This is a genomic window from Mycobacterium sp., assembly GCF_025965855.1.
Taxonomy (GTDB): domain Bacteria; phylum Actinomycetota; class Actinomycetes; order Mycobacteriales; family Mycobacteriaceae; genus Mycobacterium.
In genome coordinates, this window is sequence record NZ_JAOPWB010000308.1 from 25,552 (window position 1) to 49,896 (window position 24,345).

The 24,345-nt window shown below is 64.5% G+C and carries 21 protein-coding genes, 1 tRNA gene and 2 pseudogenes; 15 read left to right on the plus strand and 9 right to left on the minus strand.

From position 1 onward, the window contains the following. Positions 1–58 precede the first annotated feature (58 nt). A complete protein-coding gene (locus JWP83_RS26610; RefSeq protein ID WP_297737378.1) occupies positions 59–1,504 on the minus strand; it encodes a NarK/NasA family nitrate transporter in 1,446 nt (481 codons plus the stop codon). A 592-nt stretch (positions 1,505–2,096) separates the two neighbouring features. On the opposite strand from JWP83_RS26610, the gene JWP83_RS26615 reads away from it, so the two are divergent. Continuing rightward, a complete protein-coding gene (locus tag JWP83_RS26615; protein WP_297737382.1) occupies positions 2,097–3,590 on the plus strand; it encodes an MFS transporter in 1,494 nt (497 codons plus the stop codon). 152 nt (positions 3,591–3,742) lie between these two features. Here the strand turns inward: JWP83_RS26615 and JWP83_RS26620 are convergent, their stop codons facing one another. Next, positions 3,743–3,985 carry a hypothetical protein gene (locus JWP83_RS26620; protein ID WP_297737385.1) on the minus strand — a complete coding sequence of 81 codons (243 nt, stop codon included), beginning with the start codon at positions 3,983–3,985 and terminating at the stop codon, positions 3,743–3,745. Between the two features lie 151 nt (positions 3,986–4,136). Here JWP83_RS26620 and JWP83_RS26625 point away from each other — a divergent pair, with 151 nt between their 5' ends. Next, positions 4,137–4,469, plus strand: coding sequence for a hypothetical protein (locus tag JWP83_RS26625; protein WP_297737388.1), 333 nt, complete (start codon positions 4,137–4,139; stop codon positions 4,467–4,469). Between the two features lie 34 nt (positions 4,470–4,503). Here the strand turns inward: JWP83_RS26625 and JWP83_RS26630 are convergent, their stop codons facing one another. Continuing rightward, entirely contained in the window at positions 4,504–5,415 is a 912-nt protein-coding gene (locus JWP83_RS26630; RefSeq protein ID WP_297737391.1) for a YgcG family protein, read from the minus strand. A gap of 132 nt (positions 5,416–5,547) precedes the next feature. On the opposite strand from JWP83_RS26630, the gene JWP83_RS26635 reads away from it, so the two are divergent. The 4 genes from JWP83_RS26635 (at position 5,548) to JWP83_RS26650 (ending at position 10,513) form a co-directional block, all read left to right on the plus strand. After that, positions 5,548–6,540 (plus strand): glycoside hydrolase family 6 protein, encoded by a 993-nt coding sequence (locus JWP83_RS26635; RefSeq protein WP_297737394.1) that lies wholly within the window; start codon positions 5,548–5,550, stop codon positions 6,538–6,540. Positions 6,541–6,906: 366 nt separating this feature from the next. Continuing rightward, on the plus strand, positions 6,907–7,053 hold the full coding sequence (locus JWP83_RS26640) for a hypothetical protein (RefSeq protein ID WP_297737397.1): 147 nt from the start codon (positions 6,907–6,909) through the stop codon (positions 7,051–7,053). Between the two features lie 788 nt (positions 7,054–7,841). Next, the gene (locus tag JWP83_RS26645) at positions 7,842–9,323 is read left to right on the plus strand and encodes a biotin carboxylase (protein ID WP_297737444.1); all 1,482 of its coding nucleotides are present in this window, start codon (positions 7,842–7,844) and stop codon (positions 9,321–9,323) included. After that, positions 9,320–10,513, plus strand: a complete 1,194-nt coding sequence (locus tag JWP83_RS26650; RefSeq protein WP_297737399.1) for a serine hydrolase — start codon at positions 9,320–9,322, stop codon at positions 10,511–10,513. Before JWP83_RS26645 ends, JWP83_RS26650 begins: the two co-directional genes overlap by 4 nt. A 77-nt stretch (positions 10,514–10,590) precedes the next feature. Here the strand turns inward: JWP83_RS26650 and JWP83_RS26655 are convergent. Beyond that, positions 10,591–11,030 (minus strand): annotated as a pseudogene (locus JWP83_RS26655) (sulfatase-like hydrolase/transferase); the annotation flags it as partial. A 114-nt stretch (positions 11,031–11,144) separates the two neighbouring features. Then, positions 11,145–11,489: pseudogene (locus tag JWP83_RS31345) on the minus strand (hypothetical protein); the annotation flags it as partial. A gap of 387 nt (positions 11,490–11,876) precedes the next feature. Here JWP83_RS31345 and JWP83_RS26660 point away from each other — a divergent pair. Together JWP83_RS26660 and JWP83_RS26665 are read left to right on the plus strand one after the other, a co-directional pair. Next, a complete protein-coding gene (locus JWP83_RS26660) occupies positions 11,877–13,094 on the plus strand; it encodes an N-acetylmuramoyl-L-alanine amidase (protein WP_297737402.1) in 1,218 nt (405 codons plus the stop codon). 132 nt (positions 13,095–13,226) lie between these two features. Further along, positions 13,227–13,297: transfer RNA gene (locus JWP83_RS26665), tRNA-Cys, on the plus strand. A 47-nt stretch (positions 13,298–13,344) separates the two neighbouring features. Here JWP83_RS26665 and JWP83_RS26670 read toward each other — a convergent pair. The 3 genes from JWP83_RS26670 to JWP83_RS26680 form a co-directional block, all read right to left on the minus strand. After that, on the minus strand, positions 13,345–14,490 hold the full coding sequence (locus tag JWP83_RS26670) for a zinc-binding dehydrogenase (RefSeq protein ID WP_297737405.1): 1,146 nt from the start codon (positions 14,488–14,490) through the stop codon (positions 13,345–13,347). 278 nt (positions 14,491–14,768) lie between these two features. Beyond that, positions 14,769–15,467 carry a hypothetical protein gene (locus JWP83_RS26675; protein ID WP_297737410.1) on the minus strand — a complete coding sequence of 233 codons (699 nt, stop codon included), beginning with the start codon at positions 15,465–15,467 and terminating at the stop codon, positions 14,769–14,771. A 658-nt stretch (positions 15,468–16,125) separates the two neighbouring features. Then, a complete protein-coding gene (locus JWP83_RS26680; protein ID WP_297737414.1) occupies positions 16,126–17,142 on the minus strand; it encodes an ABC transporter substrate-binding protein in 1,017 nt (338 codons plus the stop codon). A gap of 420 nt (positions 17,143–17,562) precedes the next feature. On the opposite strand from JWP83_RS26680, the gene JWP83_RS26685 reads away from it, so the two are divergent. Both JWP83_RS26685 and JWP83_RS26690 read left to right on the plus strand, forming a co-directional pair. Next, complete coding sequence (locus JWP83_RS26685; protein WP_297737417.1) at positions 17,563–18,066, plus strand: DUF1931 family protein; 504 nt, start codon at positions 17,563–17,565, stop codon at positions 18,064–18,066. Between the two features lie 195 nt (positions 18,067–18,261). Then, on the plus strand, positions 18,262–18,678 hold the full coding sequence (locus JWP83_RS26690; RefSeq protein WP_297737420.1) for an Hsp20/alpha crystallin family protein: 417 nt from the start codon (positions 18,262–18,264) through the stop codon (positions 18,676–18,678). 24 nt (positions 18,679–18,702) lie between these two features. On the opposite strand, the gene JWP83_RS26695 is transcribed toward JWP83_RS26690, so the two are convergent. Then, complete coding sequence (locus tag JWP83_RS26695) at positions 18,703–20,043, minus strand: helix-turn-helix domain-containing protein (RefSeq protein WP_297737423.1); 1,341 nt, start codon at positions 20,041–20,043, stop codon at positions 18,703–18,705. A 60-nt stretch (positions 20,044–20,103) separates the two neighbouring features. On the opposite strand from JWP83_RS26695, the gene JWP83_RS26700 reads away from it, so the two are divergent. From JWP83_RS26700 to JWP83_RS26720, 5 genes are all read left to right on the plus strand, one after another. Beyond that, on the plus strand, positions 20,104–20,334 hold the full coding sequence (locus tag JWP83_RS26700) for a hypothetical protein (RefSeq protein ID WP_297737427.1): 231 nt from the start codon (positions 20,104–20,106) through the stop codon (positions 20,332–20,334). A gap of 424 nt (positions 20,335–20,758) precedes the next feature. After that, entirely contained in the window at positions 20,759–21,262 is a 504-nt protein-coding gene (locus JWP83_RS26705) for a general stress protein (RefSeq protein ID WP_297737430.1), read from the plus strand. 3 nt (positions 21,263–21,265) lie between these two features. Next, complete coding sequence (dnaK, locus tag JWP83_RS26710) at positions 21,266–23,146, plus strand: molecular chaperone DnaK (protein WP_297737433.1); 1,881 nt, start codon at positions 21,266–21,268, stop codon at positions 23,144–23,146. A gap of 6 nt (positions 23,147–23,152) precedes the next feature. Continuing rightward, positions 23,153–23,677, plus strand: a complete 525-nt coding sequence (locus JWP83_RS26715; RefSeq protein ID WP_297737436.1) for a nucleotide exchange factor GrpE — start codon at positions 23,153–23,155, stop codon at positions 23,675–23,677. 6 nt (positions 23,678–23,683) lie between these two features. Further along, positions 23,684–24,345 (plus strand): DnaJ domain-containing protein (locus tag JWP83_RS26720; protein WP_297737439.1); only part of this gene is annotated, 662 nt, incomplete at its 3' end.

Below are 24,345 nucleotides of genomic sequence, written 5' to 3' on the forward strand. Positions count from 1 at the left end.
CAGGGCGAGGCCTCGATTCCCGTTGATTCCCAACCATTGCCGATGAACGGCGCCAGTATCACGCCGCCGGCGCAAGTGCTTCTGCGGCCACAGCGGTCTTCGCAGCGCGCGTCGCGCCGGGCGTGCGCACGTAGGCGAACCAGGTGATCACCGCGCACAACACGTAGAAGCCAAGGAAGACCCAGAACGCCGTCGTCGCGGACTTCGCGGGCGACACGTATGACGCCCGCAGCACGATGTTGATGCCAACGCCGCCGAGCGCGCCGATGGCCCCGGCGATCCCGATCAGCGCACCCGACATCCGACGCGACCAGTCGGCCTTCTCGGCCTGGCTAAAGCCGTCGATGCTTTGCGCCTTCGCGTCGAAGATCGACGGGATCATCTTGTACACCGACCCATTGCCGATTCCCGACAGGACGAACAGCGCGACGAACCCGACCACGTAGGCAACCAGAATGCCGCCCGATACGGCGCCGTGCCTGGCGTCGCCCATCTCACCGAACACCACCAGCCACCCGGCCGCGGCAATCATCGTCGCAAACGTGTACAGCGTGACACTGCTGCCGCCGATGCGATCGGACAGCCAACCGCCGACCGGCCGCACGATCGAGCCCAGCAAAGGCCCGATGAACGCGATCTGCGCGGCGTGCAGCGCCGCCTGAGCCGTCATCGCCGGAGTCACCTTGGCGCCGTGACTGAGGTCGGCCAGAAAGCTGATTTGAAGCACCTGGCCGAATGCGAACGAGAAGCCGATGAACGATCCGAACGTGCCGATGTACAGCACCGCGATCAGCCACGAGTCGCGATATGCCATCACGTCGATCATCGAGCGGCCATTGGTGCGCTGGTTGGTCAGATTGTCCATGAACAGCGCGGCACCGACCGCGGCGACCGACAGGAGTACCAAATACACCGCGCACACCCAGTGCGGGGAACGGTTGCCCGCAGTAGCGATCACCAGCAGCCCGACGACCTGGATCACCGCGACGCCGATGTTTCCGCCACCGGCATTGAGGCCCAGCGCCCACCCCTTGAGCCGCTGCGGATAGAAGGCATTGATGTTGGTCATCGACGACGCGAAGTTGCCCCCGCCAAACCCGGCGGTCGCCGCCACGACCATGAACGTTGTGTAGGACGTGCCGGGATGGGCCATGAAGTACAGCGTCAACACCGTTGGGACCACGAGCACCAGCGCGGAGAACACTGTCCAGTTTCGGCCCCCGAACGTTGCGGTCGCGAACGTGTAGGGCAGGCGCAGGATCGCTCCGACGAGCGTCGGCATCGCGACGAGAAAGAACTTTCCGGCGGCATCGATGTGGTAGACGTTCTGCGGCATGAACAAAATCATCACCGACCAGATCGACCAGACCGAAAACCCGACGTGCTCGGCGAAGATGGACCAGATCAGGTTGCGGCGCGCGATCTTCGCTCCGCCGTTGTTCCAGGCGTCGACGTCTTCGGCGTCCCAGTCATCGATGCTGTGTTGGCGCGTCATTAGCGGCATGCGGCCACGGTACGAAAGTGTTGTTGCGCCAAAACTTGCCCGCGATGACCTGCGTGCTACAAGCCGCTCACAAACGGGCCCTTGAGCGCTGTGAGTTAGCTGTCGGATTGCTCTCTACCGAGCGGCTACGCGCGGACGGGGTTCGGGCGCGGCCCAGGCTCTCGCATAGCGGTTACTGAATGGCTTTGCGGGCCTCAGCTGCGGTAAACCAAATATGGGCGCGCCGGGTATCCGACGGGCGCACTGAGCATATACGCCAGCCGCGTGTAGGTCTAAATACCAAGCAGTGCAAGGACAATCAGCATATGCAAGCTGATCCTCGCGATAAGCGCTGCCCTGCTGGTACCCGCGGTTTTGGCCGTCCTGAGCATCAGACGCGGTAAGACACGCTCGGCTGGCTCGAAGTGGCCACCCAAGAACAGGTTTCACCGGGCTAACACGACTTGCGTCGGGATCAGCGGGCCGACAACGGCAGACACCGGTGCGCGGCCTCTGGCGCAAACGCAAGCGGATGCGTCAAACGTGGTCCGTGAGTTGGGCTGAGTCGATATGGTCGATTTGGTCCTCGGCCCACGTGCGCAACGCTTTCCACATGCCGGCCGAGGCATTCGGGCTCGACGGTGAAAGCCAGGCGAGGGGTGCGATCGTGGTTAGCGAAAGCCCAGAGGCAACGACGACGAAAGACGATGGCATTAGCTCGTTGTCGCGGGGTCAGACCGTATTCATGGTGGCCGCTTTGGCCTTGTCCGTGATGTCGTTCATGCTCAACGCCACCATGCTCGGTCCGGCGATCCGCGATATCAACACCCATCTCGGGCCGCACGCGTACGCGTCGATGTCCGCCTACTTCTACCTCGCCGGGGCGATCGCCAACGTGGTACTCATCCGCTGGAGCGACTTCATCGGCCGCAAGCGTGTTCTAGTCGGGATCCTGTTCTTGGTCTGCATCGGGACGTTGTTGTGCATCCTGGGCACGTCGCTGCCGGTGGTGATGGTGGGCCGGGTCCTGCAGGGATGCGCCAACATCACCTACGGCCTGGCCTTCCTGATCATGCGCGAACACCTTAGCGGCCCGGCATTCGGCGTCTGCTGTGGTGTGATTTCGGCGATCAATGCCGGGGTGGCCGGCGTCGACGCGCTGCTCGCCGGCTTCATGGTCAACCATTTCGGATATCGCTCTATCTTCGTTTTGACCCTGGTGGTCGGTATCGTCGCCGCGGCGCTCTGCTGGCTGGCGGTACCTGCGGACGAGCGCGATCGCACGAGCTCGGGCCGGATGGACTGGGGGGGCGCCGTCCTGATTGCGCTGACGGTCGCCGGGCTCAATCTGTACTTCTCCAACGGGGACCGCATGGGCTGGGCGTCGCCACTCATGCTTGTGTGTATCGCCACGGCCATTGCGGCCTGCGTGGGACTCGTCATGGTCGAGAAACGAATGGCGACACCACTGATCCACATCGATCAGATGGGTACGCGCTACGCGTGGCCGTTGATTGCCGTGACCATCCTGGTCTTCGGGTCGTTCATGGTGGTGCTCAGCTACATCATCCCGTCCATCGCCGAGAACGACCGCATCGGCTTCGCCGCCAGCGGGCAGCTAACGGCGTTGCTGTTCATCACTCCCGGCGCGCTGGCCCAATTGGTCGTGGCACCACCGATCGGACGGCTCGCCGCCAAGATCGGTTACGCGACCGTATTGCGGGCGGGGCTGGTCGCTGCCGTGGCCGTCACCGCACTGCTCGCGGTGTTCGCGCTCGACAAGGTGGTCGTCATCGTGCTCATGGCGGTGTTCGGGGTATCGCTGGCTGTCGCACTCACCCCGATGAGCGCGCTGGGCGTCCTTCAGGCACCCGAGGACGAGCCGGGATCGCTGCCCGGGATCAGCAATGCCTCCTACGGTATCGGCGGCTCCCTCGGATTCGCCTGGGCCGGAATGGTTGTCGCAGAGGGCACCCAGGCGAGTTACCACTCTGCATTGTGGATCTGCGTCGGGATTGGTGTCGTCGCAGTCATGGCGAGCCTGGTCCTGAAACCGCGGCCTGCGGCGTCTCCCGCCAACCATCCCGTCGCGTCGGGGTCAACGTAAACGGCGGTCCATACATGCCCGGACCGACTCGGCATCTCGAGGCGCTGCCCACGTCGAAAATCGGTGTGCATGGCTACAATTCGCCCCCCGTGTGCTCGTCGCGGCGGCACTCATGACGTTGACGCGCCTGCCACGCTCGCCCAGCAGGTCGGTCAGCGATCCGACGACTGCGCGTCGGCGCTGCGGCGTTGTCCCAGCAGCACGCAGAACAAGGCGAGGCCTGCCAGCAGCGGGTGAACGACGCGGTCGCGCATGTCGACCGGGACCACGCCCACCAGGTCGGTGCCGTGAAATGCCTCAAGCCCGGTCGCCACGGCATAAATCACTCCGACCGTACCCGCTGCCGCGGGCGCGGCTCGCGGGTATGCGATACCGACGGCGAGCACAACCACCATCGCCAGCAGCTCGGTGGCCTGTACAGGGTCATGGAGGTGCCAAAAGCAGGCAGAATTCGAAACCAAGGGCGACGAGTGCCACCAAGCGGTCGATCCAGACCGCCTACCTACACGTAGCGCGAGGAACGCCAACAAACAACGAGGTGAGGAAATGAAGCACACCATCAAATTGACACTGGCAACGCTTGGCGCTGCGACGGCGTTATTGTCGACCAACACAACGGCACGCGCCGACTACGACTTCAGCAAGGTGGCAGACCCCAAAATCCCCGACCCGATTATGTTCTGGTGCATGGGCGGCGGCTCCGGCAACCTTCTATTAGGCCAGCCCGGATACTGCGACGGTGAACGCTACCCGGACGGCAGCTATTGGCACGTCATTAATGCACCCGTCGTGAGGATGCGTATGGATTGCGTGATCGACAACGGCAGCCCGCTCCCACCGCTCGCCCCACCCGGCGGCTGCGGGGGCGCGGTTACGTAACCGCCGCCTCCGTGACAAGTGGTGATCCCGCCGATCAACGGGTAGATGCGGTGCCTCGACGTCGTCGTGAGCGGTGCGCCGCCACCACGTCGGCGTTTGCCAGCGTTTGTGCCTCAGCGGCCAGCGTCGATGCCCTGTTGGCATGGGCAATTGCTTCGGTGTCGTTTGTTGTTTCCTTGCCGTGCGCCGCTGCCAAATGCCGTTTCGCCTCTTCGAACCGGGTCTGGGCCTCGGCGCCGACGCTCTCGCGATGCCTGGCGACGTAGTCGGAGATCTGGTGCAATCTGGCGTCCGCGGTGGACAATGCCTGTCCCAACGAATGATCGAGCCCTTCGATGTTCACCTGCCCATCGCTGGGGCCGACCCGCCGCGCGGCGCGGCGGCGGCGCGCACGATAGAGCACGAGAACCACCACGACTACAACCACGCCGACGATGACGCCGATCGCGATCAGCAGCCAGATCCGCTTTGACGAGCTTGGCGATTTGTTCAACCCGTCAGCCGCGGCGACCGCGGCACCGCTCCAGTCTTTGGCGCCCACCGTTGGTTCAATTTTGTTGCTCCGCAGACTGTTCAACTCGGCGGCTGTGAGACCCTGCAGATTCGGCGGCACGGTGAACGAGTACAGCTTGGTGTTCGTTGCCACAGCCAGCAGCGCGTCGTAGTCGCCCATCTGGCTGGCGCTGCGGGTTCGGTCGGCCCAGTTGTCGGGTTTGAACCTGGAGAAGTTGTCGACGTAGACCACCCACAGTTGAATGTGCTGATCGCGGTAAAGCCGGTCGATTGCCGAGCTGACCGCCGCCCGACCGGAATCCGTCAACACCCCGGTGCTGTCAGTGATGTGATCCGTTAGCTTGGACGGCGGTTGCGCGCCGACGGGGGTTGCCAGCAGCAACCCCGCTATGAGAATCGTCGGGACTACGCCGAAGAGGCGAACAACGCGCATACGGGTAATTTAGCCCGCTGCCGGCCGCGACCGGGCGGTTGCGTAAGCCACAACGCGAGGCAGGACGACCCCGCGCCCTCACCTGCGGTAGGCGATTAGCGCTCAATGTTCTGGACCGGCTAATTTCCTGGGGTGATGTTCTCAGCTGCTGGTGCAGTCGCGCGGTGGATCGCCCCCTTGCTCACGGTTGCGGCCGTTGGCCTTCTAACCAACCCGGTGCACATCGGTCCCGCCCCCACGGTGCGCTTGGCCGATGACGCCAATCCGTTGGCCGGCATGCCCTTCTACGTCAATCCCAACTCGGCAGCTATGCGTGCCGCGCAGCATGCCGATCCGCCGAGTCCCGAGTTGACCGCCATCGCCAACACGCCGCAGGCGTACTGGATCGTCCCGGGCCCTTCCGCAGCGACGGTCGCGAAGTACACCGGTGACTCGGCGGCTGCTGGCGCCATCCCGGTTCTGGCGATCTATGGAATCCCGCACCGCGACTGTGGCAGCTTCGCTGCGGGTGGCATGGCGACGGCCGACGACTACCGCGCGTGGATCGACGGCATCGCATCCGGCGTGGGCGCTTCGCGGACGGCGATCATCCTCGAACCCGACGCCCTCGCCATGGCCGACTGCCTGTCGGCCGACCAGCGCCAAGAACGCTACGACTTGATTCGCTATGCCGTCGACACGCTGACGCGCAGTCCGGCCACGGCCGTGTACGTCGACGGTGGTCACTTGCGCTGGCATAGTGCCGAGGACATGGCCGCCAGGCTCAACAAGGTCGACGTGGCCCGTGCACGGGGTTTTAGCCTCAACACCGCGAACTTCTTCACCACCGGGGACGAAATCAGTTACGGGGAGGCGATTTCGGGACTCACGAACGGTTCGCACTACGTGATCGACACGTCGCGCAACGGCACCGGACCGGCGCCCGACTCCGGCCTCAACTGGTGCAACCCCCGCGGCCGCGGACTGGGCACTCCGCCTACCGCGGCCACCGCGGGCGCGCATGCCGACGCCTACTTGTGGATCAAACGTCCCGGTGAATCCGACGGCACATGCGACAACGGCGGTCCGCCGGCGGGCACCTTCGTGAATCAGTACGCCATCGATCTGGCCCACGCGGCGGGCTAGTAGGAGGGCCTCGCGCCTAACTCAGCCACGCTCGACTCAATCATCGAAGGAGTCTCAAGGATCAACCGAAACCACCGTCAAGCATCGAGGTCGTACAGCCTCTAACGTGGGGCGGCGGGGGCTCGAACCCGCGACCAAACGACTCGCACACGGCGATCCTCATGGATTTTCAATAACGCCGATATCTTCTTGTGCGACAATCGATTTCAGGATTGGACGCTACTAGCTGGAACCGACCAACGTAGACAAGCGCATCCGTTAGATGCCCTTGTCTACGTTGGTCGGGACCTCAAGGGTGCCGGACCATCCACTCATTGCGCCCTTGTTGCAGCCCCCTAGAACTCCGTCCATCTGCACTTCGACCGTGTGACTATTCCCCGGACCCTGCGGAACCCTGAAGAACTGCGCAGGCTGTCGTGGCTGTACTCGGGAATGGCCCTCGTCGGCCCCGTCGACGAATATGTGTGCCTCGCCCGGAGCGCACGCGTAGGCGTCACCGTGAACCTGACGTAGTACGGGGTCGTGCTATCGCCCACGGTGATACCTTGCCTCGGTGTAAGTCTGGCTGTACGGCTGCGGGCAATCCACCGCGAGGTGTTTGGTGTAAGTTGTCGCCGAAGCCGGACTAGCCAATGCAGTGCGGTAAGTGCGACCAACGTCGTTGTTGCTGTCGTAGCTTTCAATATGCTCGCTGGATGGCTCATGTCCAAAGTCCTTCCGATGCGGGTCGTGTACGCAGGCAACTCCGACCAGACGGACGTTGTTGCGCGCAATAACGGACAACGTCGGGCTCCGAGACTATTGAGCTGGCCACCCTCGGCGCATCAGGGGTTTTCCTACAGTTTCGGACGCGATCGATCCAATCTCGCGCCTTGTGCAATGCGCCGACCGCTTTTGGAGGTGGTCAGTGAGTAGCGGATATCCGTATGGGTAAGGGCTGGAGACGCTGCCCGAATCGCCTACCAGGCTACAGATGAAGTGCCGTTGAGCTGCTATTTGAGTCGTGGGGCGGGCTCTCTCGTGGCTGGGCGGCTTGCCGGTAGCCCGACAGCCGCCAAGGCGGGTCGGAGCAGCTTCTTGTAGAACGCGCCGGGGTCGACAGGCTCCAAGAAGTCCAGCGGCGCAACCGCCCGAAACCCCCGCCGGCGCGCGCCGCGTTCCATGCTTCCGCACGGGGATGGGCAGGTGCAGACTTGTGGCATGGAGGTATGTGAGCTCACCGCCGTCGCGCTGACCGTAGCGCTCCTGCGCCCGTCGTGGTCGCTGCGGCGGGCCCACGCGTCGACGTCAACGCGGCTGGCGTGATGGTGCCCGCCGGCGGGCCGGAGCCCCAGCCGCATCGCCAGCTGAACGGCATCTCGGACGTACGCGCGTTCTTTCACACCAACGCCGTGCCGCTGTACTTCATCTCGCCGACCCCGTTCAACCTGCTAGGCATCGACCGCTGGGTACGAAACTTCTTTTACCTGACCTACTTTGAGTCTTTCGAGGGCACACACTCGCGCGTGTTTGTGCCCCGGCGGCGCGACCGCATTGATTTCGGGTCCATGGGGGATGTGTGCAACCACCTCCTGCGTGATCCCGAGACACTCGAGTTCATCGCGGGCCGAGGGCCCGGCGGCAAGGCCTGCTTCGTCATGATGGACGAGGAGACGCAGGCCCTCGCGCGCCAGGCTGGGCTGGAGGTCATGCACCCTCCGGTCGAGTTGCGCCATCGGCTGGGCTCCAAGATCGTCATGACACGCCTGGCCGACGAGGCGGGTGTGCCGAGCGTGCCGCACGCGATCGGGCGGGTCGGCTCCTACGACGAGTTGCAATCGCTGGCGCAGAGCGCCGGACTGGGAGATGACCTCGTCGTCGTGGCGGCTTATGGCGACGCCGGCAGCGCGGTGTTCTTCGTGCGCGGCCAGCGCGACTGGGACGATCACGCTGGTGACCTGGCCGGCCAGGATGTCAAAGCGATGAAGCGCATCCGCAATGTCGAGGTGTGCCTCGAGGGCACGGTCACCCGCCACGGCACCGTGATCGGCCCGGCGATGACGAGTCTCGTCGGTTATCCGGAGCTGACGCCGCGCAAGGGCGGCTGGTGCGGCAATGACATCTGGCGCGAGGTGCTGCCGCCCGCGCAGACCCGCGTCGCCCGCGAGATCGTGCGAAAGCTGGGCGGCATCCTGAGCCGCGAGGGGTACCGCGGCTACTTCGAGGTGGACCTCTTGCATGACCTGGACTCCGACGAGCTCTATCTCGGCGAGGTGAACCCCCGCCTGAGCGGCGCCAGCCCGATGACGAACTTGACCACCGAGGCCTACGCCGACATGCCGCTGTTCCTCTTCCACCTGCTCGAGTACATGGACGTGGACTACGAACTCGACATCGACGAGATCAATTCGCGCTGGGAGCGGGGCTATGGCGAGGACGAGGTCTGGGGTCAGCTGATAATCAGTGAGACCTCACAAGATGTCGAGATATTCACCGCGACGCCACGCACCGGTGTGTGGCGCATCGACGACGACGGTCGGGTTTCGTTTGCGCGGCCTGCCAACGACTGGGCCACACTGCTCGACGGGTCCGAGGCCTTTTACATGCGGGTCGCGGCGCCCGGCGACTTACGCTGCGAGGGCGCGCAACTCGGCGTGCTCGTCACCCGCGGGCACCTGCAGACCGACGACTACCAACTCACCGAGCGCTGCCGTCGCTGGGTCAAAGGCATCAAGGCGAAGTTCGCCTCGACACCACTGGCGCCGGCCACGCCGATCGTCTCGCGGCTCGTCGCTCGAGCGTGAGTAGCCGCGGCGAACCTGGCCGCGTCCCGGCCGGCATCTCACTGGAAAACTGGCTGTCGGAGCCATATTCGCGTTGGTCATTCCAGCACGTCGAAGACTTCGTGCCGACCGCGGTGATCTCGCGCGGGACCGGACCGACCGCCGCGTTGCCCGCAGCCAGCGCTCCGATCGCCGAGATCCCGGTGACCGGCACTGACGGCGCGGCCACCACTGTTGGCGCGGTGATGGCGACCACCGCGACGGACGGGTGGGCTGTCGCGCACCGCGGTTCGATGGTGGCCGAGGAGTACGTCGACGACTTGGGGCCCCGGACGCGGCACCTGCTGTTCTCGGTGAGCAAGTCGCTTGTGGCTGCGGTGGTTGGCGCGCTGCACGGGGCCGGTGCGATCGACCTCGGCGCGCCGGTCACGACTTTCGTTCCCGCCCTGGTGAACTGCGGCTACGCCGGTGCGACGGTGCGCCAGTTGCTGGACATGAGGTCGGGCATCGCCTTCTCAGACAATTACCTCCACCCGACCGCGGAGATACACGTCCTCGACCAGGCGATCGGGTGGGCGCCCAGGAGCAGTCCGAACGTCCCCTCCACGTTGCGTGACTTCTTGCTGACCTTGCAACAGAAATCGCCTCACGGCGGCCCGTTCGAATATCGCTCGTGCGAAACCGACGTACTCGGCTGGATCTGCGAGGTCGCAGGCGGCCAGCGGATGGCCGAGCTGATGTCGGAATTGCTGTGGAGCCGCATCGGTGCCCAATGCGACGCAACCATCGGCGTGGACGCGGTCGGCAGTGGATTCTTCGATGGCGGCATCAGCGCCTGCCTTACCGACATGATCCGTTTCGGGTCGCTCTTCGTGCGCGACGGTGTCTCGTTGACCGGTCGGCAAGTGGTGCCGGCGGCGTGGATTGTCGACACTCTCGACGGCGGTCCCGACTCGCGTCAGGCGTTCGCCGCCAGCCCCGACGACAATCAGATGCCCGGCGGCATGTACCGCAACCAAGTGTGGTTTCCCTGCCCGGGCAACAACGTCGTCTTGTGCCAGGGCATGTGCGGCCAGCTGATCTACATCAACCGCGCCGCGCAGGTGGTCGCCGCCAAGTTGTCCACCCAGCCGGACTCTGCGGGCCCGCAGACGCTGTTAGACACGCTGCGCGCATTCGACGCGGTAGCACACGAACTGGCCGGCCACTAGTTAGACCGAGTTCCGATTGACCGTCGTCCGCGGCGCCGATCCTGGTAGTAGCGCAGTGGCTGATAACCAAATCAGTGCGCGCTGCTGCGCGGAATCCTCCCGGCGTAGCCGTCCCAGCCGTTCGTCACCTCGGCGATCTGCCCGTTGCCAATCTCGTGAATGATTGCGTCGGGTCAGCAGCGATGCACGCGTCGGCGAACACATCGCGGTGGTGTGAAATCGGTTGTAGCTAACGCCTTCGGCGCAGATCCGATCCATCGTCGCCGTGCGCACCTCGCCGCCGAGGTGGTCGGCAGTCCTGGGCCGGCGTCGTCGATCAGCACGATCACGATATTCGGCGAATCGTCGTGCAACCGAGATGGAGTGACACGCTGGGCGTACGTGGACTCCTGCAGCATGCGGCCAGCGATGCTGGCTGACGGCGTGGACGGACACGGCAGCGTCGCCCGCCCGGCAGCTTCGGGGCCACCACCCCACCCGTTGATTCCAGGCCAAGGTTTGTGGTGCCATCCGACATGGCTGCTCCCCTTGCTCGAAGCTGCAAGGCAGTCGCCGACGCGGCCAACCCTGACTCACGACGCCCCAAATCTACTCCCCACGACCCCGTCGGGCAGCGCGTCCGAACCGCGCTCTCCAGCCTTACGTCTTGCCGCTCGGCGGCCGCCACCTCGGCGTTGAAGACCACCCCGTTTGGTGCGTCGGCGTCTCGCCGGGCGAGCGATTTCAGCACGAAGCCGGGTGCGCTGACTGCCTCGATGGGCTTGGACCGGATCACCGGTTCGGCATTGCGTTGGCACACCACTTCGAGGATGTAGTCCACGGGCGGCACTTCGCGTCCGGTCTCGAGGTGGAGCCGATCCATCCGCGCCGCCAACGGGCAATGGTCGACAGCGGCTGCTATTGGGTGCTCTGCGGACTGTGTGCGGACTGGAAGCAAATCCCAGGAGCTGCCTGCCGGCAACGCTTGCCCCGGCATGCATCACTTCACAGATGACTTATGATTGCGAGCCCCCAGTCGGCATGCCTGACCGGTCTCATGGGTCACTGATCGGCAAATCCCTTTCGCACGTTAGTGGATAGTCTCCGGCTCGGGTCAGCGGTCGCGTTTCTGCGGAGTTCGGCACGCCTGACGGCACCGGTGGCTTGGGCGTGCCACCACCGCGTTCGAAGCGATGGGCAAGGACCGATCGGGATATTCCGGGTCGACGCGGGTCATCTCGGTCCAGGCTGCCCGGCCACAGACTCGCGTTGATTCATGTGGGCTGAACCCTGTTGGCAGCATTACGAACCCGCCGTATTCAACCGTATTCGGCTGCGGCGGGTCGCGTTATGAATAGTGTTACCGCGGGTTACCGTGTTGCCAATGCCTAATTGGTGTGGGTGCTCAACGTCACCGTCTGTTTCGCGCCGTAATGTCCTCAAATACGTTGCGGCCGCACCAATTATGCTGGGTTTGGGCACCGCCGCATCAGGGCTGGCCCAACCCCCGAGCGCGAGGGCGGATCCGGTCTTGGTTGCGGCGGTCGAAACGCCCGGGCAGGCGCCCAATATCATCAGTCGCGCCCAGTGGGGCGCCGACGAGTCGATTCGCAGCCGAGCACCGACGTACGACAACGGAATCAAGGCCGGCATCGTGCACCATACCGCCGGCGTAAATGATTACGCGCAGCAGGATTCGGCGGCAATTGTGCGGTCGATCTACGACTACCACACCCGCACCCTGGGCTGGTCGGACATCGCCTATAACGCCCTGGTCGACAAGTACGGTCAGGTATTCGAGGGACGATTCGGCGGGATGACCAGATCGGTTCAGGGCACCCACACTGGCGGGTTCAACCGCAATACGTGGGCGGTGTGCATGATCGGCGAGTTCGACACGGTGGGCCCCACGCCAGTTCAGGTGCACACCGTCGGGCGCCTGCTCGGGTGGCGGCTGTCCATGGATGGCATCGACCCGAAGGGCACCGTCGCGTTGACATCGGACGGGGGCCCCTACACCCGTTTCCCCCGAGGCGCCGCCGCGAGCCTGTCGTGCATTTTTGCCCACCGCGACGTCAGCGATACTGATTGCCCCGGCAACCTCGGATATGCCTTGATGAACCAGATTCGCGACATTGCCGCGCGATTCAACAATCGCCCCAGCGCCCAGGATCTGGCGCAGTCGCTACAAGGTAGTGCTATCTATGACCGGTGGCAGGCGATGGGCGGCATCGATAGCGCACTGGGCGCACCGACGTCGCCGGAATCGCAAGGGGCGGGAGCCACGCGCTACGTCATCTTCGACAAAGGGGCGATGTACTGGTCACTGGCCAGCGCGGCCCAGCCCGTCACCGGCGCCATCTACGCCGCGTGGGGCACCCTCGGCTACGAACACAGCGCGCTGGGGCTGCCGACCAGCGCCGAAATCCAGGAACCCGAGTGGGTTGTCCAGAATTTTCAACACGGCACTTTGAACGTTGATCGGCGCAGCCGGGCAGTCATTAGCGTGATCGACGGTGTCGCTGGACTGGTGCCGGCGCCGTCAGCAGACGGGCCGCCCGTGCAGCTTGAGCGGTTTTCGCCGGCGCGCAACCGCGTTTGACCGGGCGCGCAGTCTCGAGAAAATCACCTCAGAGTATGCGGGCTGTTTCCACAGCGCGCCGCTAGACCGAAATGATCAAGCCGAGCGAAACACTGGGCTGCAGCGGCCCGCGCTGGCACGCTAGCGGTTCGTGCGGGTGTGGCTGAGTGGCTAGGCAGCGGCCTGCAAAGCCGTATACACGGGTTCAAATCCCGTCACTCGCTCGGCGAAAGCCGCGCCACTCGACGACGGCGGAGGGCCGCACGTGCAGTTAGGGGCGGGCGTGGGGAGTCACGAGGAACTTCTCTCCGGTCGCTCGTTTGACGTATTCGTTGAACGCATCGGGATCGAGCATGCCGACGAGTGAAACCTCCCGGGTGTAGCTACTGGCGAACGTCGTGGTGAGCTCCGCGGCCACCCGCGCCCGCAGCCGGCCGAACGTCTCGGCCCCTGCGCCCTGAAGAAATGGGGTGAGCAGCCATCCCCCGACGCCCCAAGCCATCCCGAAGTTCCTGGTGAGTACCGTCGGACCGGTGTCGAGTGCGCCGTAGATGTACACCTGCTTGTGGATGTTCGATCCGTAGCGCGAGTACTGCGCCGCGGTCGCGTTGGCCGCTTCCTCCATACCGTTGAGGATCTGGCTTGCCAGCGTTCCACCACCCGTGGCATCAAAGGCGAGCGTCGCGGTGGTCGATTTGAGAGCCTCGACGAGATCTGTCGCGAAAGACGGCGATGCCGAGTTGAGGACATAGGTTGCGCCGAGCGACCTGAGCAACTCCTCTTGCTCGGGTTTGCGAACGATATTGACCAGCGGTATCCCGTCTTTCTGGCAGAGCTTGACCAGCATCTGGCCGAGGTTCGACGCCGCGGCGGTGTGCAGCAGGCCGGAATGTCCTTCGCGGCGCATGGTTTCGGTCATACCGAGTGCCGTCATCGGATTGACGAACGACGATGCCCCATCCCGCGCTGTGGCCCCGTCGGGCAGGACCAGGCATGCCGACGCGTCGACCGCTCGGTATTGCGAGTACATCGCACCGCCCGCAATCGCCACCGTTTTTCCCACGAGGGCCTGGGCTGCTGCGGATGACCCCGCGGCCACCACGGTGCCTGCGCCCTCGTTACCCACCGGAAGCGATTTATCGAGTCGCGCCGAAAGCGGCCCTAGGGCGGCCTCGCCGACCGAGGCGGTGACGATGGGACGCTCGGGCGTGCCCGCGACCGTCGCGGTAGCCATGTCCGCGCTTGCGATGAGAAGGCCTAAGTCTGACGGGTTGATCGGCGAGGCTTCCACACGCACCAGAACCTCATTGGCACGGGGGGCTGGAACCGCAACTTCGTGCAGCGAGAGTTCGAGCGTGCCACCAGATGTCACCAGCGAACGCAGCTCTAAGGCAGTATCAGGCAAATCTCCGGTCATGGGTGGTGCCTCGTTCCTGTAACGGACGGATGCTCAGACCATATGAACTCACAACGCCGTCAGAAATCTTCCCTGGTCGGTTGCGCGAGCCGGCACCCGGCCGTCTCCTTTTTGGTCCAGCGCGCGACGCGGTTGTGCCGAACGAACTACCAACGGGTACGCGGTTTATTTCGAAGCCGTGCTGCCTGGGTGGCTATCAGCCCTGGCGGGATCGACCATCTAACTTGCTTGATCTGATTTTGGACCTCGATGGCGAGGTCGAACTGCCAGCGCATCACCTATGGGACCGGCTGGTGCCCATCAAAGTGAGAATCGTCGATCGGCCAACATAGACTCGCGCATTTCTGAATCGGTCTGGGCCGAGTCTTGCTCAGGCTTGGGCTCCATTGCCAACTTGTTTCGACAGCGTTGGCGGCGCGGTCGCCGTCACGCTCACCGACGCTGCAGTGCAGGGTCCGGTGTGCGATGTCGCAGGTTTCGACAAGCACTTCGTTGTCACCAAGACCGAGCGGATTGCGGATCAGCGGCACGCCGAATCGCTCGGTTTTGCCGTAGGCTTGCAGCCGCTCGGAGATACCGGCCAACACGGCCTCGTCATCGGGACTCACCGATGAGGTGGAGCCGAACTCGGCTGGATCGGCGAACTCCATGACGATGACGCCGACACCAGAGCTGACGTCGGGGTCGAAACGCATCGAGGTCGCGTTCAAACCTTGCCCGGTTCGCTCGACAGGCGTGGTTTGGGTTCCGCGCGGCGCAGGGATGACGCTTTCCGCAAAGACCTCTCCAGCGGCCGGTTCAAAGTGCTTGTGAAGCAGCCAGATCGCGAATCGCTGCCAGGTATCGGTCGACACGAGATACTGGCCCAACTGCTCAAGACAGGCGCGGTCAGCCTCGTCCAACACAGCGACGTCGGTGGTATCCATGTCGCCTAACGTCGCATAGTCCTCAACGTTGTGATCCCGCATTGCGAGCACCGGTTTACTCCTTCCTGCAGAGGTGCGCAGACAGCTCGCGCCGGTCGCACGCGAGCACCGGTCGATGGCGCGAGCATCGCGATGGTCACCGCCCCCGCGAAATCACCTGCATCCAAGGATTTATCAACACCGAGCGGGTCGGTTGGCTTGATTTCACGCCGTTCGGTACACCCTCTCGATGGTTGTTGTCATCACATATATGTTTGCCGTTGGGTGTTAGCCGCAGCCTCTGTGATGGTTATGGATCTGATGTGAGGTCACGCGGCGCGGACTCTCTTTGAACCATCCCGCCCGCGCGGGAGTAAGCATAGGGATGACCACGCCGTTGGTCGTGAGCCGGCGGCTGACCCAAGCATCGCCGTTGCGGTCGCATCGGAGTTCGAGGACTGTTTTGGACGCGGGCATCGGCGCTCTGCGAGTACGGATTATGAGTCCCTGGCCAGCTCTCGGCGACCAGCGGAAGCGGTTAGCGGTGACGGCTCAAATCGCCTGTAGCGCAGCACAATTGGCTGTTACAGGTACGGTGCCACTACCACCGCGGTACGGCTACAAACCGCCCTCTGACGCCGGGGGGCGAGATGCGGCAGGGCGGTGTTAGCTGGCTGAGGCGCGCCCGCCGACACGTCGACAATGCACGAGGTGATGTGGACTTCGACGCTCAGGTCCGACCATGCGGCCGATCAACCAGCACCCGCTGTCCGTCTCGCCACTGAACGACGCGTATCTGATGGCCGGTTTGCACGCCGGTGACGGGGTCGACACGAAACCGACCGAAGAGGGTCGTGGTATCGAGTCGTTGTGACGCGGCCAGCACCTGCACGGATTCAACAGTGCCGGCTTCCTTCACGCAGCGCTGCCAAACGACACCCGCGGCGAATGCCGCAGCAGCCGGATAGGGCGGCTCAGCACCGTTCGCGTCCCGGTAACACTGGCTGAACCACTCGCTGTTCGGCCCGTCCGCGGGGTGATCTGTCCCGTCGTCGAACCACTGGCACGGTCCGTAGAGCCGCTCAACGAGATCACCGATGGCATGCCGGAGCTCATCGACACCCGCGGCGACCAATCCAACTGCTCGCCAACGGCGTTCGCTGCCCCATTGCGCGATGGCGACGTCATCGTCGAAGGAACCGGCCGATAACAGCACATCGCCCGCCGGGACTTGGGCCAGCACGTCTCTCGCCCGGCCTGGCCGAAAAGTGACCGACCGCCGCCGCAGACCAAGTTGCCGCGCCGCCTTCGCCGCCCCTTCTGCCACCTCGCGGCCGAACCCCGTGTCGACATGCATTATTACCACCTCCGACCCCTCACCAAGACCTTCGGCCACAACCGTTTCGAGCACAGCGGCCAGATAGCGGTTGGCGGGAGACTCAATGTTGACGACACGCGGATACGCCGGCCGCGCCAGCCGGGCGGCTGCGCCACCGTGGTTCCAGACGACGCCCTTGCTGGCGGCCACGGCCGCGAGCGCGGGCCCCGAACCGTAGGGCCCGAACACCACGTCGGGCCCGCAAACCTCGGCGGCCCGCATCGCGGACGCCGCCGAGGGGTAAGCGTCGATGACCTCCAGACTTACTCCGGAACGGTGGGCCCAGAGAGCAAGGGCGCTGGCCCCTGCTTTCCCGAATCTGGCCAGCGGCCCCGACAGCGGGGTAACCAGGACGGCGCGAGCTGCCACGCCCACAACATAAGCGAGTCGAACAACCACCCGACTGCCGGGGAGTACGGATGAGCCCCGGGGCCATTGCCGATTCCGGTGCGCCGCCGATTTCGCTGCCGCCGAGGCTCCTTTTCCCACTCCCCCGCCAATACCGACTCGCCTGTAACACAGTTGAATTGACCGTTGCCGCTGCGGTCGCCTCGAATACGGCTACAAATCGCCCCCGGTCGCCGGTAGCGCCGGGGTGAGCCGGGCTAGGACGCGGATAGAAGACACCGCCGAGGATAAGCGCGCCGGAACAGGATGTGCGCGCGCAAGCGGCTGTCCGCTACATCATCCGACGTGCGTTCCCTGTGCCTCTCGACCTGGTAGGCCTAACCGGCCCGGCGAGATTGCGCCTGCGGGTCCGGTTCGGTGTCATCGACGACAATGCCAACGTTGAGCGTTGGCCTGCTCGGGCCGGTGTGGACCTTGGAGCGGAGGTATCGAGTGACCCATCCGTCGGGTATTCCGGTGTTTGAACGGTTTTTTCGCTCGGTCGCAAGCATCAAGATGGACAAAAACGACGTCCGTCGCTTCCGGGAGTTCGTCGACGAGCAGATCGATGACATTGCTATCGCGGGGCGCGACGCGGCCAAGTGGAACGGGCGTGACGTGATTGTGGCTCAGGACCTTCCGATCACCAAGGGCGTCCAGGAGCGAATGCGCGAATTCGACAAGTTCGAGGAGGCCGAGGAGATCCGTGAGCTGCTGCGCCAGGTGCTGCGACGTCCACCGGCGGACGTGACTTTTAGCGAGGACACCGAAGGGGTGTTGCTGGAGCTCTTCGGCGGGTTGAGCATCGCGCTGGCCCGTTCGTTTCGCGTGGTGGACCCAACGGTGTCCAACCCGTCGACTGAGCATTGGAATCGGGTGTTCACGCTATTTCGGCTGGTGTTCTGATGTCCGGCGGTCCCTCACTTCTCGTGACTGACCCGGGCGAGTGAAGTCGCGGGGCTCAAATCGTCTCCACAGTGCGAGGCGTTCGGCCGCACCGTTGAGGCATTCTTTGACGACAACCGCTGATCAACGGAGAGGGGAAATGACATGACTTTGCCACTGCAGCGTTCCGCTGGCCAGGCGGAGAGGTGGAGCCCGTTGCGCGAGTTCGAGAATCTCTACACCGAGATGGATCGGCTTGCGCAGTCGGTGTTCGGTGGACTCACGGATGACGGGGCCTGGTTGCCCGCGGCCGATATCGTCGAGACCGATAGCGCCTATATCGTCGAGGTCGAGCTCCCGGGGGTGCGGCGCGAAGACGTCGATGTCGCGCTGAACGGAAACGAGTTGGTGGTGACCGGCGAGGTGAAGGAGCGCAAGCGCGAGGGCTTGTTCCGCCGCCGCACACGCAGGGTCGGTAAGTTCGAGTTTCGTGTCACGTTGCCGGGCAACCTGCGGGACGGCGACATCGAGGCATCGTTGGCGCATGGCGTCCTGAAGGTTCAGGTGCCGAAGGCGGAAAGCACCAAGTCAAGCAAGATCACAGTGAGTGAGTCAGGCGACGGCTCCCCCTAGACGCCCGTTGCGCCGCGCTGCCGGTCAGCCACCGGGATTGAGGAATCGCCACGCCCGTGTCGCGGCGTGGAGATTGAACCGGGTATCGACCTTGCGGAGGTCGTGGCCGGTAAGTTCAGCGATGCGCGCCAGGCGGTAGCGCAGCGTGCTGCGATGAATGTGTAGTGCGGCCGCGGATTCGTCATAGCTTCCGCCGCATTCCAGATAATCGCTGAGGGTCAGGACCAGTTCGGAGTTCCTGCCCTCGTCGTAGTCCAGGAGTGTGCCCAGCCATTCGCGCACGAACGCTTCGACCGTGCCGCCGCCGTGGGCGGCGTCGATGAGGCGATAGAAACCAAGTTCGTCGAACGCCGCTGCGCCTTCCGGATTGGCCGAGCGCAGCTGGATGTTCAGCGCGCGACGCGCCTCGATGAAGGACCGCGGCAAGTCATCGGGCACTTCGCAACGGGTGCCGATGCCGATCGCGCTGGTCGTGCGGTCGAGGCCTGCACTGATTGCACGGTGCAACGCCCGCGGGTCCGGGCGTCCGTCGGTGAGCAGAACAACCAGGCCCCCGTGGCGTCCTTGCAGGTAGTTCAGACGCAACGCGGTCGCAGCGCGCCCGGCGGCGGTTGCCAGCGCGCTGTCTGTGCGACCGGCGGTTTGCACCACCACCACATAATGCGGGCGCCGCAGATCATGGCCCAGCGCATCGGCACGAGCGTAGGCCCCGACCCGGTCGGTGCCCGCCAACAGATCGTCGACCAACTCGCGGCGCAGATTGAGCTCCATCTCGGCGAGATTTCGCTCGTGGGAAAGCTCCAACGCTAACACCGTGGTGCCGTAGCGCAGGGCGAACAGGCTGTCCTCGGTCACCGTATTGTCCGGGTCCTGCAAGGCCAAGACCCCGAGGATCTCGGCCCGGGGCTGCACGAGCATGAGCACCCGGCCCCCGATCCGCGCTGGACCGTTCTGTGCCGCCAGCTCGTGCAGCAATAGCTCGCGCTCGTTCGTTGTCTGTTTGGGGTAGGGGTGGAGTTGACCAGGTCCGGCCCAGCAGCGCAGGTTGCCGAACCTGTCCTCGAGTCCCACCGGCAATGCCGTCAGGTCGTACAGCGCATCCACGATGCCCTGCTCGCCCATCCCCCCCGCCACCGCCGCGCTCAGAACCTCGTGCATGTTCGTTTGCCGTTGCAACCGCAAAACCGTGGTGGCGAGCTCGCGATTCGTTTCCTGTAGATCGGTGTTCGCCTTTGCCAGCTGCCCGGCGTAACCGATGTCGCGCTCGTGCATTGCGACGTACGCCAAGGCGGCGCCGGCTTGCTGGGCAAGGATTGTCAGCAACAGGAACTGATTTTCCGGCGGTGCACTGATGGCACTAAGCACCAGGCAACCCTTAACGATGCTTCGGTGACTCAGCGGAAGCGCCCACCCCCACCGTCCGCCTTGTACGTCGACCTGCCCATCGCAGCCGGACTCGCGAAGGTGCCGTTCGATTTCGGGATGTTCGGGTTGGGAGGGTGGAAAGCGAACGAATCCACCGTCCACGAACCGGTAACTGGCCTCCACCTGACAGGGCGTTATGTTGCCAACGGCGGCCGTCGCATCCTGGAAGATTTCGCCGATGTCGCAATCACTAATCGCGACGCGCGAAAGAACGGCCAAACTCCCTGGTGAAACCTGTCCGGCTTGCATGGTGCGTCCTCGTGGCTATCCGATTCGCCCTTCATGTTGAAGTGGCCGTGCTGACCTACTCCCCCTCGGGCCACGTCGGAGTGTCTGCTGATGCGCTACTAGCGATGCATACCCACCGTTGGAGATCCGAACCGGTTCGCGGTCCAGCAGTATCCGCCCCGTGCGTGGTACCGACCCCTGTTCCAATCGTGGTACTGCCAGGACGAATCGGAGCCGAGATTTTCGGCTGTCCGGGCGCACGCGATAGTCGCTGCTGATTGCCAGACTCCTTGTTTGGGAGCGAATTACGACGCGCGTTTTGGCGCGTGCGCCACGGCGAGCGGTTGTGGGCGCTTCCGGAAACACCTTCGCAACCTAGGAGAAGTCATGGCTGTGATGTGTGCGGCGGGCAGGCGTAGGAGGAGTGGTGGCTGAGCATTCGACAGTGGCGACTTCGGCGGTTCGGCCCAACGAGCCCGCTCGCCAGGTGATCGCCACCTTCAACAACTACGCGGACGCCGAACGCGCGGTCGATTACCTGTCCGATCAGCGATTCGAGGTGAACCGGGTGGCCATCGTGGGCCGCGATCTGGAGTATGTGGAACATGTCCTGGGCCGGCTGAATTACGGCGGGGCGGCGCTGCGCGGTGCCGGCTCGGGCGCCCTGGTCGGCGCACTGATCGGCTGGATCTTCGGGCTGTTCAACTGGATCGCACCATTGATCTCCGCCGTGCTGCTGGCCTGCTACGGCCTGATCTTCGGTGCCATCGTCGGCGCTCTGGTTGGCCTGCTGCTCCACGCGCTGCAGGGCGGTCGCCGCGATTTCCACTCCGTCAGCGGACTGCTGCCCAAGTACTACGACGTCGTCGCCGACGTCGAGGTAGCCGATCGTGCCCTGCAAATCCTCTCCAGCGACAACCGAAGGGAATAGACGATGGCAACAGCGGTAGGCATCGATCTGGGGACAACCAACTCGGTGATCGCCGCCTGGCAGGGCGGGGAACCGATCGTGATCCCCAACGCCGAAGGGGCGCGTACCACGCCTTCGGTGGTGGCGTTCACCGAAAGCGGCGAGCGCCTCGTCGGGCAACTGGCCAGGCGTCAGTCGATCATGAACCCAAAGGGCACCATCTATTCGGCGAAGCGATTCATCGGCCGCCGCTTCGACGAGATATCGGAAGAAGCCAAGGCGGTCAGCTTCGACGTTGTCGAGGGGGAGGGTGGTGCCGCCCGGTTCGAAGTACGCGGCAAGAAGTATTCGCCTGAGGAGATCAGCGCGCTGGTACTGCGCAAACTCGTCGACGACGCCGGCAAGTTCCTCGGCGAGCGGGTCAAGGAAGCGGTGATCACCGTTCCGGCCTATTTCAACGACGCCCAACGCAACGCCACCAAGGATGCCGGCCGGATCGCCGGCCTCGACGTGCTGCGCATCATCAACGAGCCTACGGCCGCGGCACTGGCCTACGGGCTGGACAAGAAGGGGCACGAGACGGTGCTCGTCTTCGACCTCGGCGGCGGCACGTTCGACGTCAGCCTGCTCGACGTGGGTGATGGGGTAGTCGAGGTCCGCGCCACGGCCGGTGATTCGCACCTTGGTGGCGATGACTTCGACCGCCGGCTCGTCGACTACCTCGCCGATGAGTTCCAGCGTGAGAACAATATCGATTTGCGGAAAGATCCGCAGGCGCTGCAGCGGCTTTTCGAGGCGGCCGAGAAGGCCAAGGTCGAACTGTCGTCGGTGGCGCAGACCCAGGTCAATCTGCCGTTCATCACCGCAGACGCCAGCGGACCGAAGCATTTGACCACCACGATCATGCGATCGAAGTTCGAGGACCTCACCGCCGACCTGGTCGAGCGAACGATGGGCCCGGTCAAGCAGGCGATGACCGATGCCAAGGTGAGCGCGAACGACGTCGACGAGGTGATCCTGGTGGGCGGTTCCACCCGGATTCCCGCCGTCCAGGCTTTGGTGCGCCGGCTCACCGGCGGCAAGGATCCCAACATGAGCGTGAACCCCGACGAGGTCGTCGCGCTCGGCGCCGCGATCCAGGCCGGTGTGCTCAAGGGCGAGGTCTCCGACGTCTTGCTGCTCGACGTCACACCGTTGTCGCTGGGTGTGGAGACCGCCGGCGGGCTGATGACCAAGATCATCGAGCGCAACACCACCATCCCGGCACGGCGCAGCGAGGTGTTCACCACCGCGGCGGACAACCAGCCCGCAGTGGATGTCGTTGTACTGCAGGGTGAACGGGAGCTGGCCAAGGACAACCGGGTACTCGGTCGATTCAAGCTGGAGAACATCCGCCCGGCACCGAGGGGTGAGCCGCAGATCGAGGTCACCTTCGACATCGACGCCAACGGCATCCTGCATGTCACCGCACGCGATAAGAATACGGGCGCCGAGCAGGGCATCACCATCAGCGAGCAGTCCAACCTCGATAAGAGCGAGGTGGAGCGGATGCTCGCCGAGGCCGAGGCCAACCGCCGCGAGGACGAGCAACTGCGCAAGGCCGTCGAAGCGCGTAACGAACTCGACTCGGCGGCATACCAGGTGGAGCGCCGGCTCGCCGAACTGGGCGATTCGGCGGCGCCGCACGACCGGGCACGCGCCGAGATGCTGATCGCCGACGCGCGCCAGGCCGTCAAGGAAGACGCACCGATGGACCGGGTGCAGTCCCTGACATCCGAACTGCAGCAAGTGCTTTACGGACTGCAACCCATGCCGTCCGGTGGCGCCAACGGGCAACCGTCCGGCGACGGCCGGGGCTCTCCAGTCGGTGACGACGTGGTCGACGCCGAATTCGACCGGGGGTGAGCCGTAATGGTCAGCCCCGCAGAGCATTCCAAGACCGAAGAAGACGATGACCGGGTAGACGAAAGCCCGCCAGACGAGGCTGCCTCCCAACCTGATTCGGACAAGGAGCTGGCCAAGCTCGAGGACCGCTGGCGGCGCGCCGTCGCCGATCTGGACAACCTGCGCAAGCGGTATGCCCGCGAACTGGACCGCGAACGAACAACGGAACGATCCAGAGTGGCCGGCGCGTGGCTGCCCATCGTGGACAACCTGGAGCGGGCGATCAGTCATGCTGGTGACCAGTCCGACGCGGTCGTCGAAGGTGTGCGGAGCATTCTCGAACAAGCGCTACAGGTTCTCGAGCAGCTCGGCTATCCGCGCGATGCGGAGGCAGGGGTGCCCTTTGACCCGGAGCGTCACGAGGTGGTCGGTGTGGTGGACCACCCGGACAGCGCGCCAGGGATGGTTGTCGAAGTACTTCGACCGGGCTACGGCGAAGGGTCGAGGCAACTGCGGCCGGCGGCCGTGGTGGTCAGCCGACGCGAGGAGTGAGATCGGGTGGCCCGCGACTACTACGAAGTCCTCGGGGTGTCGCGGGACGCGACAGCCGACCAGATCCAGCAGGCGTTCCGCACGCTGGCCCGCAAGTACCACCCGGATGTCAACAAGGATCCAGCGGCCGAAGACCGGTTCAAGGAGGTCAATGAGGCCTATCACGTGTTGTCGAATCCAGACACCCGCACGCGCTACGACCGATTCGGCGAAGACTTCCGGCAGGTTCCCGAGGACTGGGAAGAGCGAGCAGCTGCCGGGGCCGGTGGCTTCGGCGGCGCAGGGCGATCCGGCGCGCGGGTGCGCTACGGCCAAGGCTTCGGCGGCGCCGGCGGCGGCATCAACCTCGAAGACCTTTTCGGCGACATGTTCGGCGGCGGTGGCGGATTCGGGCCGATTCCGGGCGCCGACCAGGAAGCGGTGCTGGAGCTGACCGTCGAGGAGGCCTACCGGGGCGGCAAACGGCAGGTCTCACTGGACGGCCGCAGCTACGACGTCAACATTCCCCCCGGCGTCATCGACGGTCAGCGGATACGGCTGGCCGGAGAGGGCGGCCGGGGGAGCGGCAATGGACCGGCCGGAGATCTCTACCTGGTGGTGCGGATCAAGCCGCACCCCCGATTCCGGCTTGCCGGACGCGACGTCACAGTCGATCTGCCGGTGTCGCC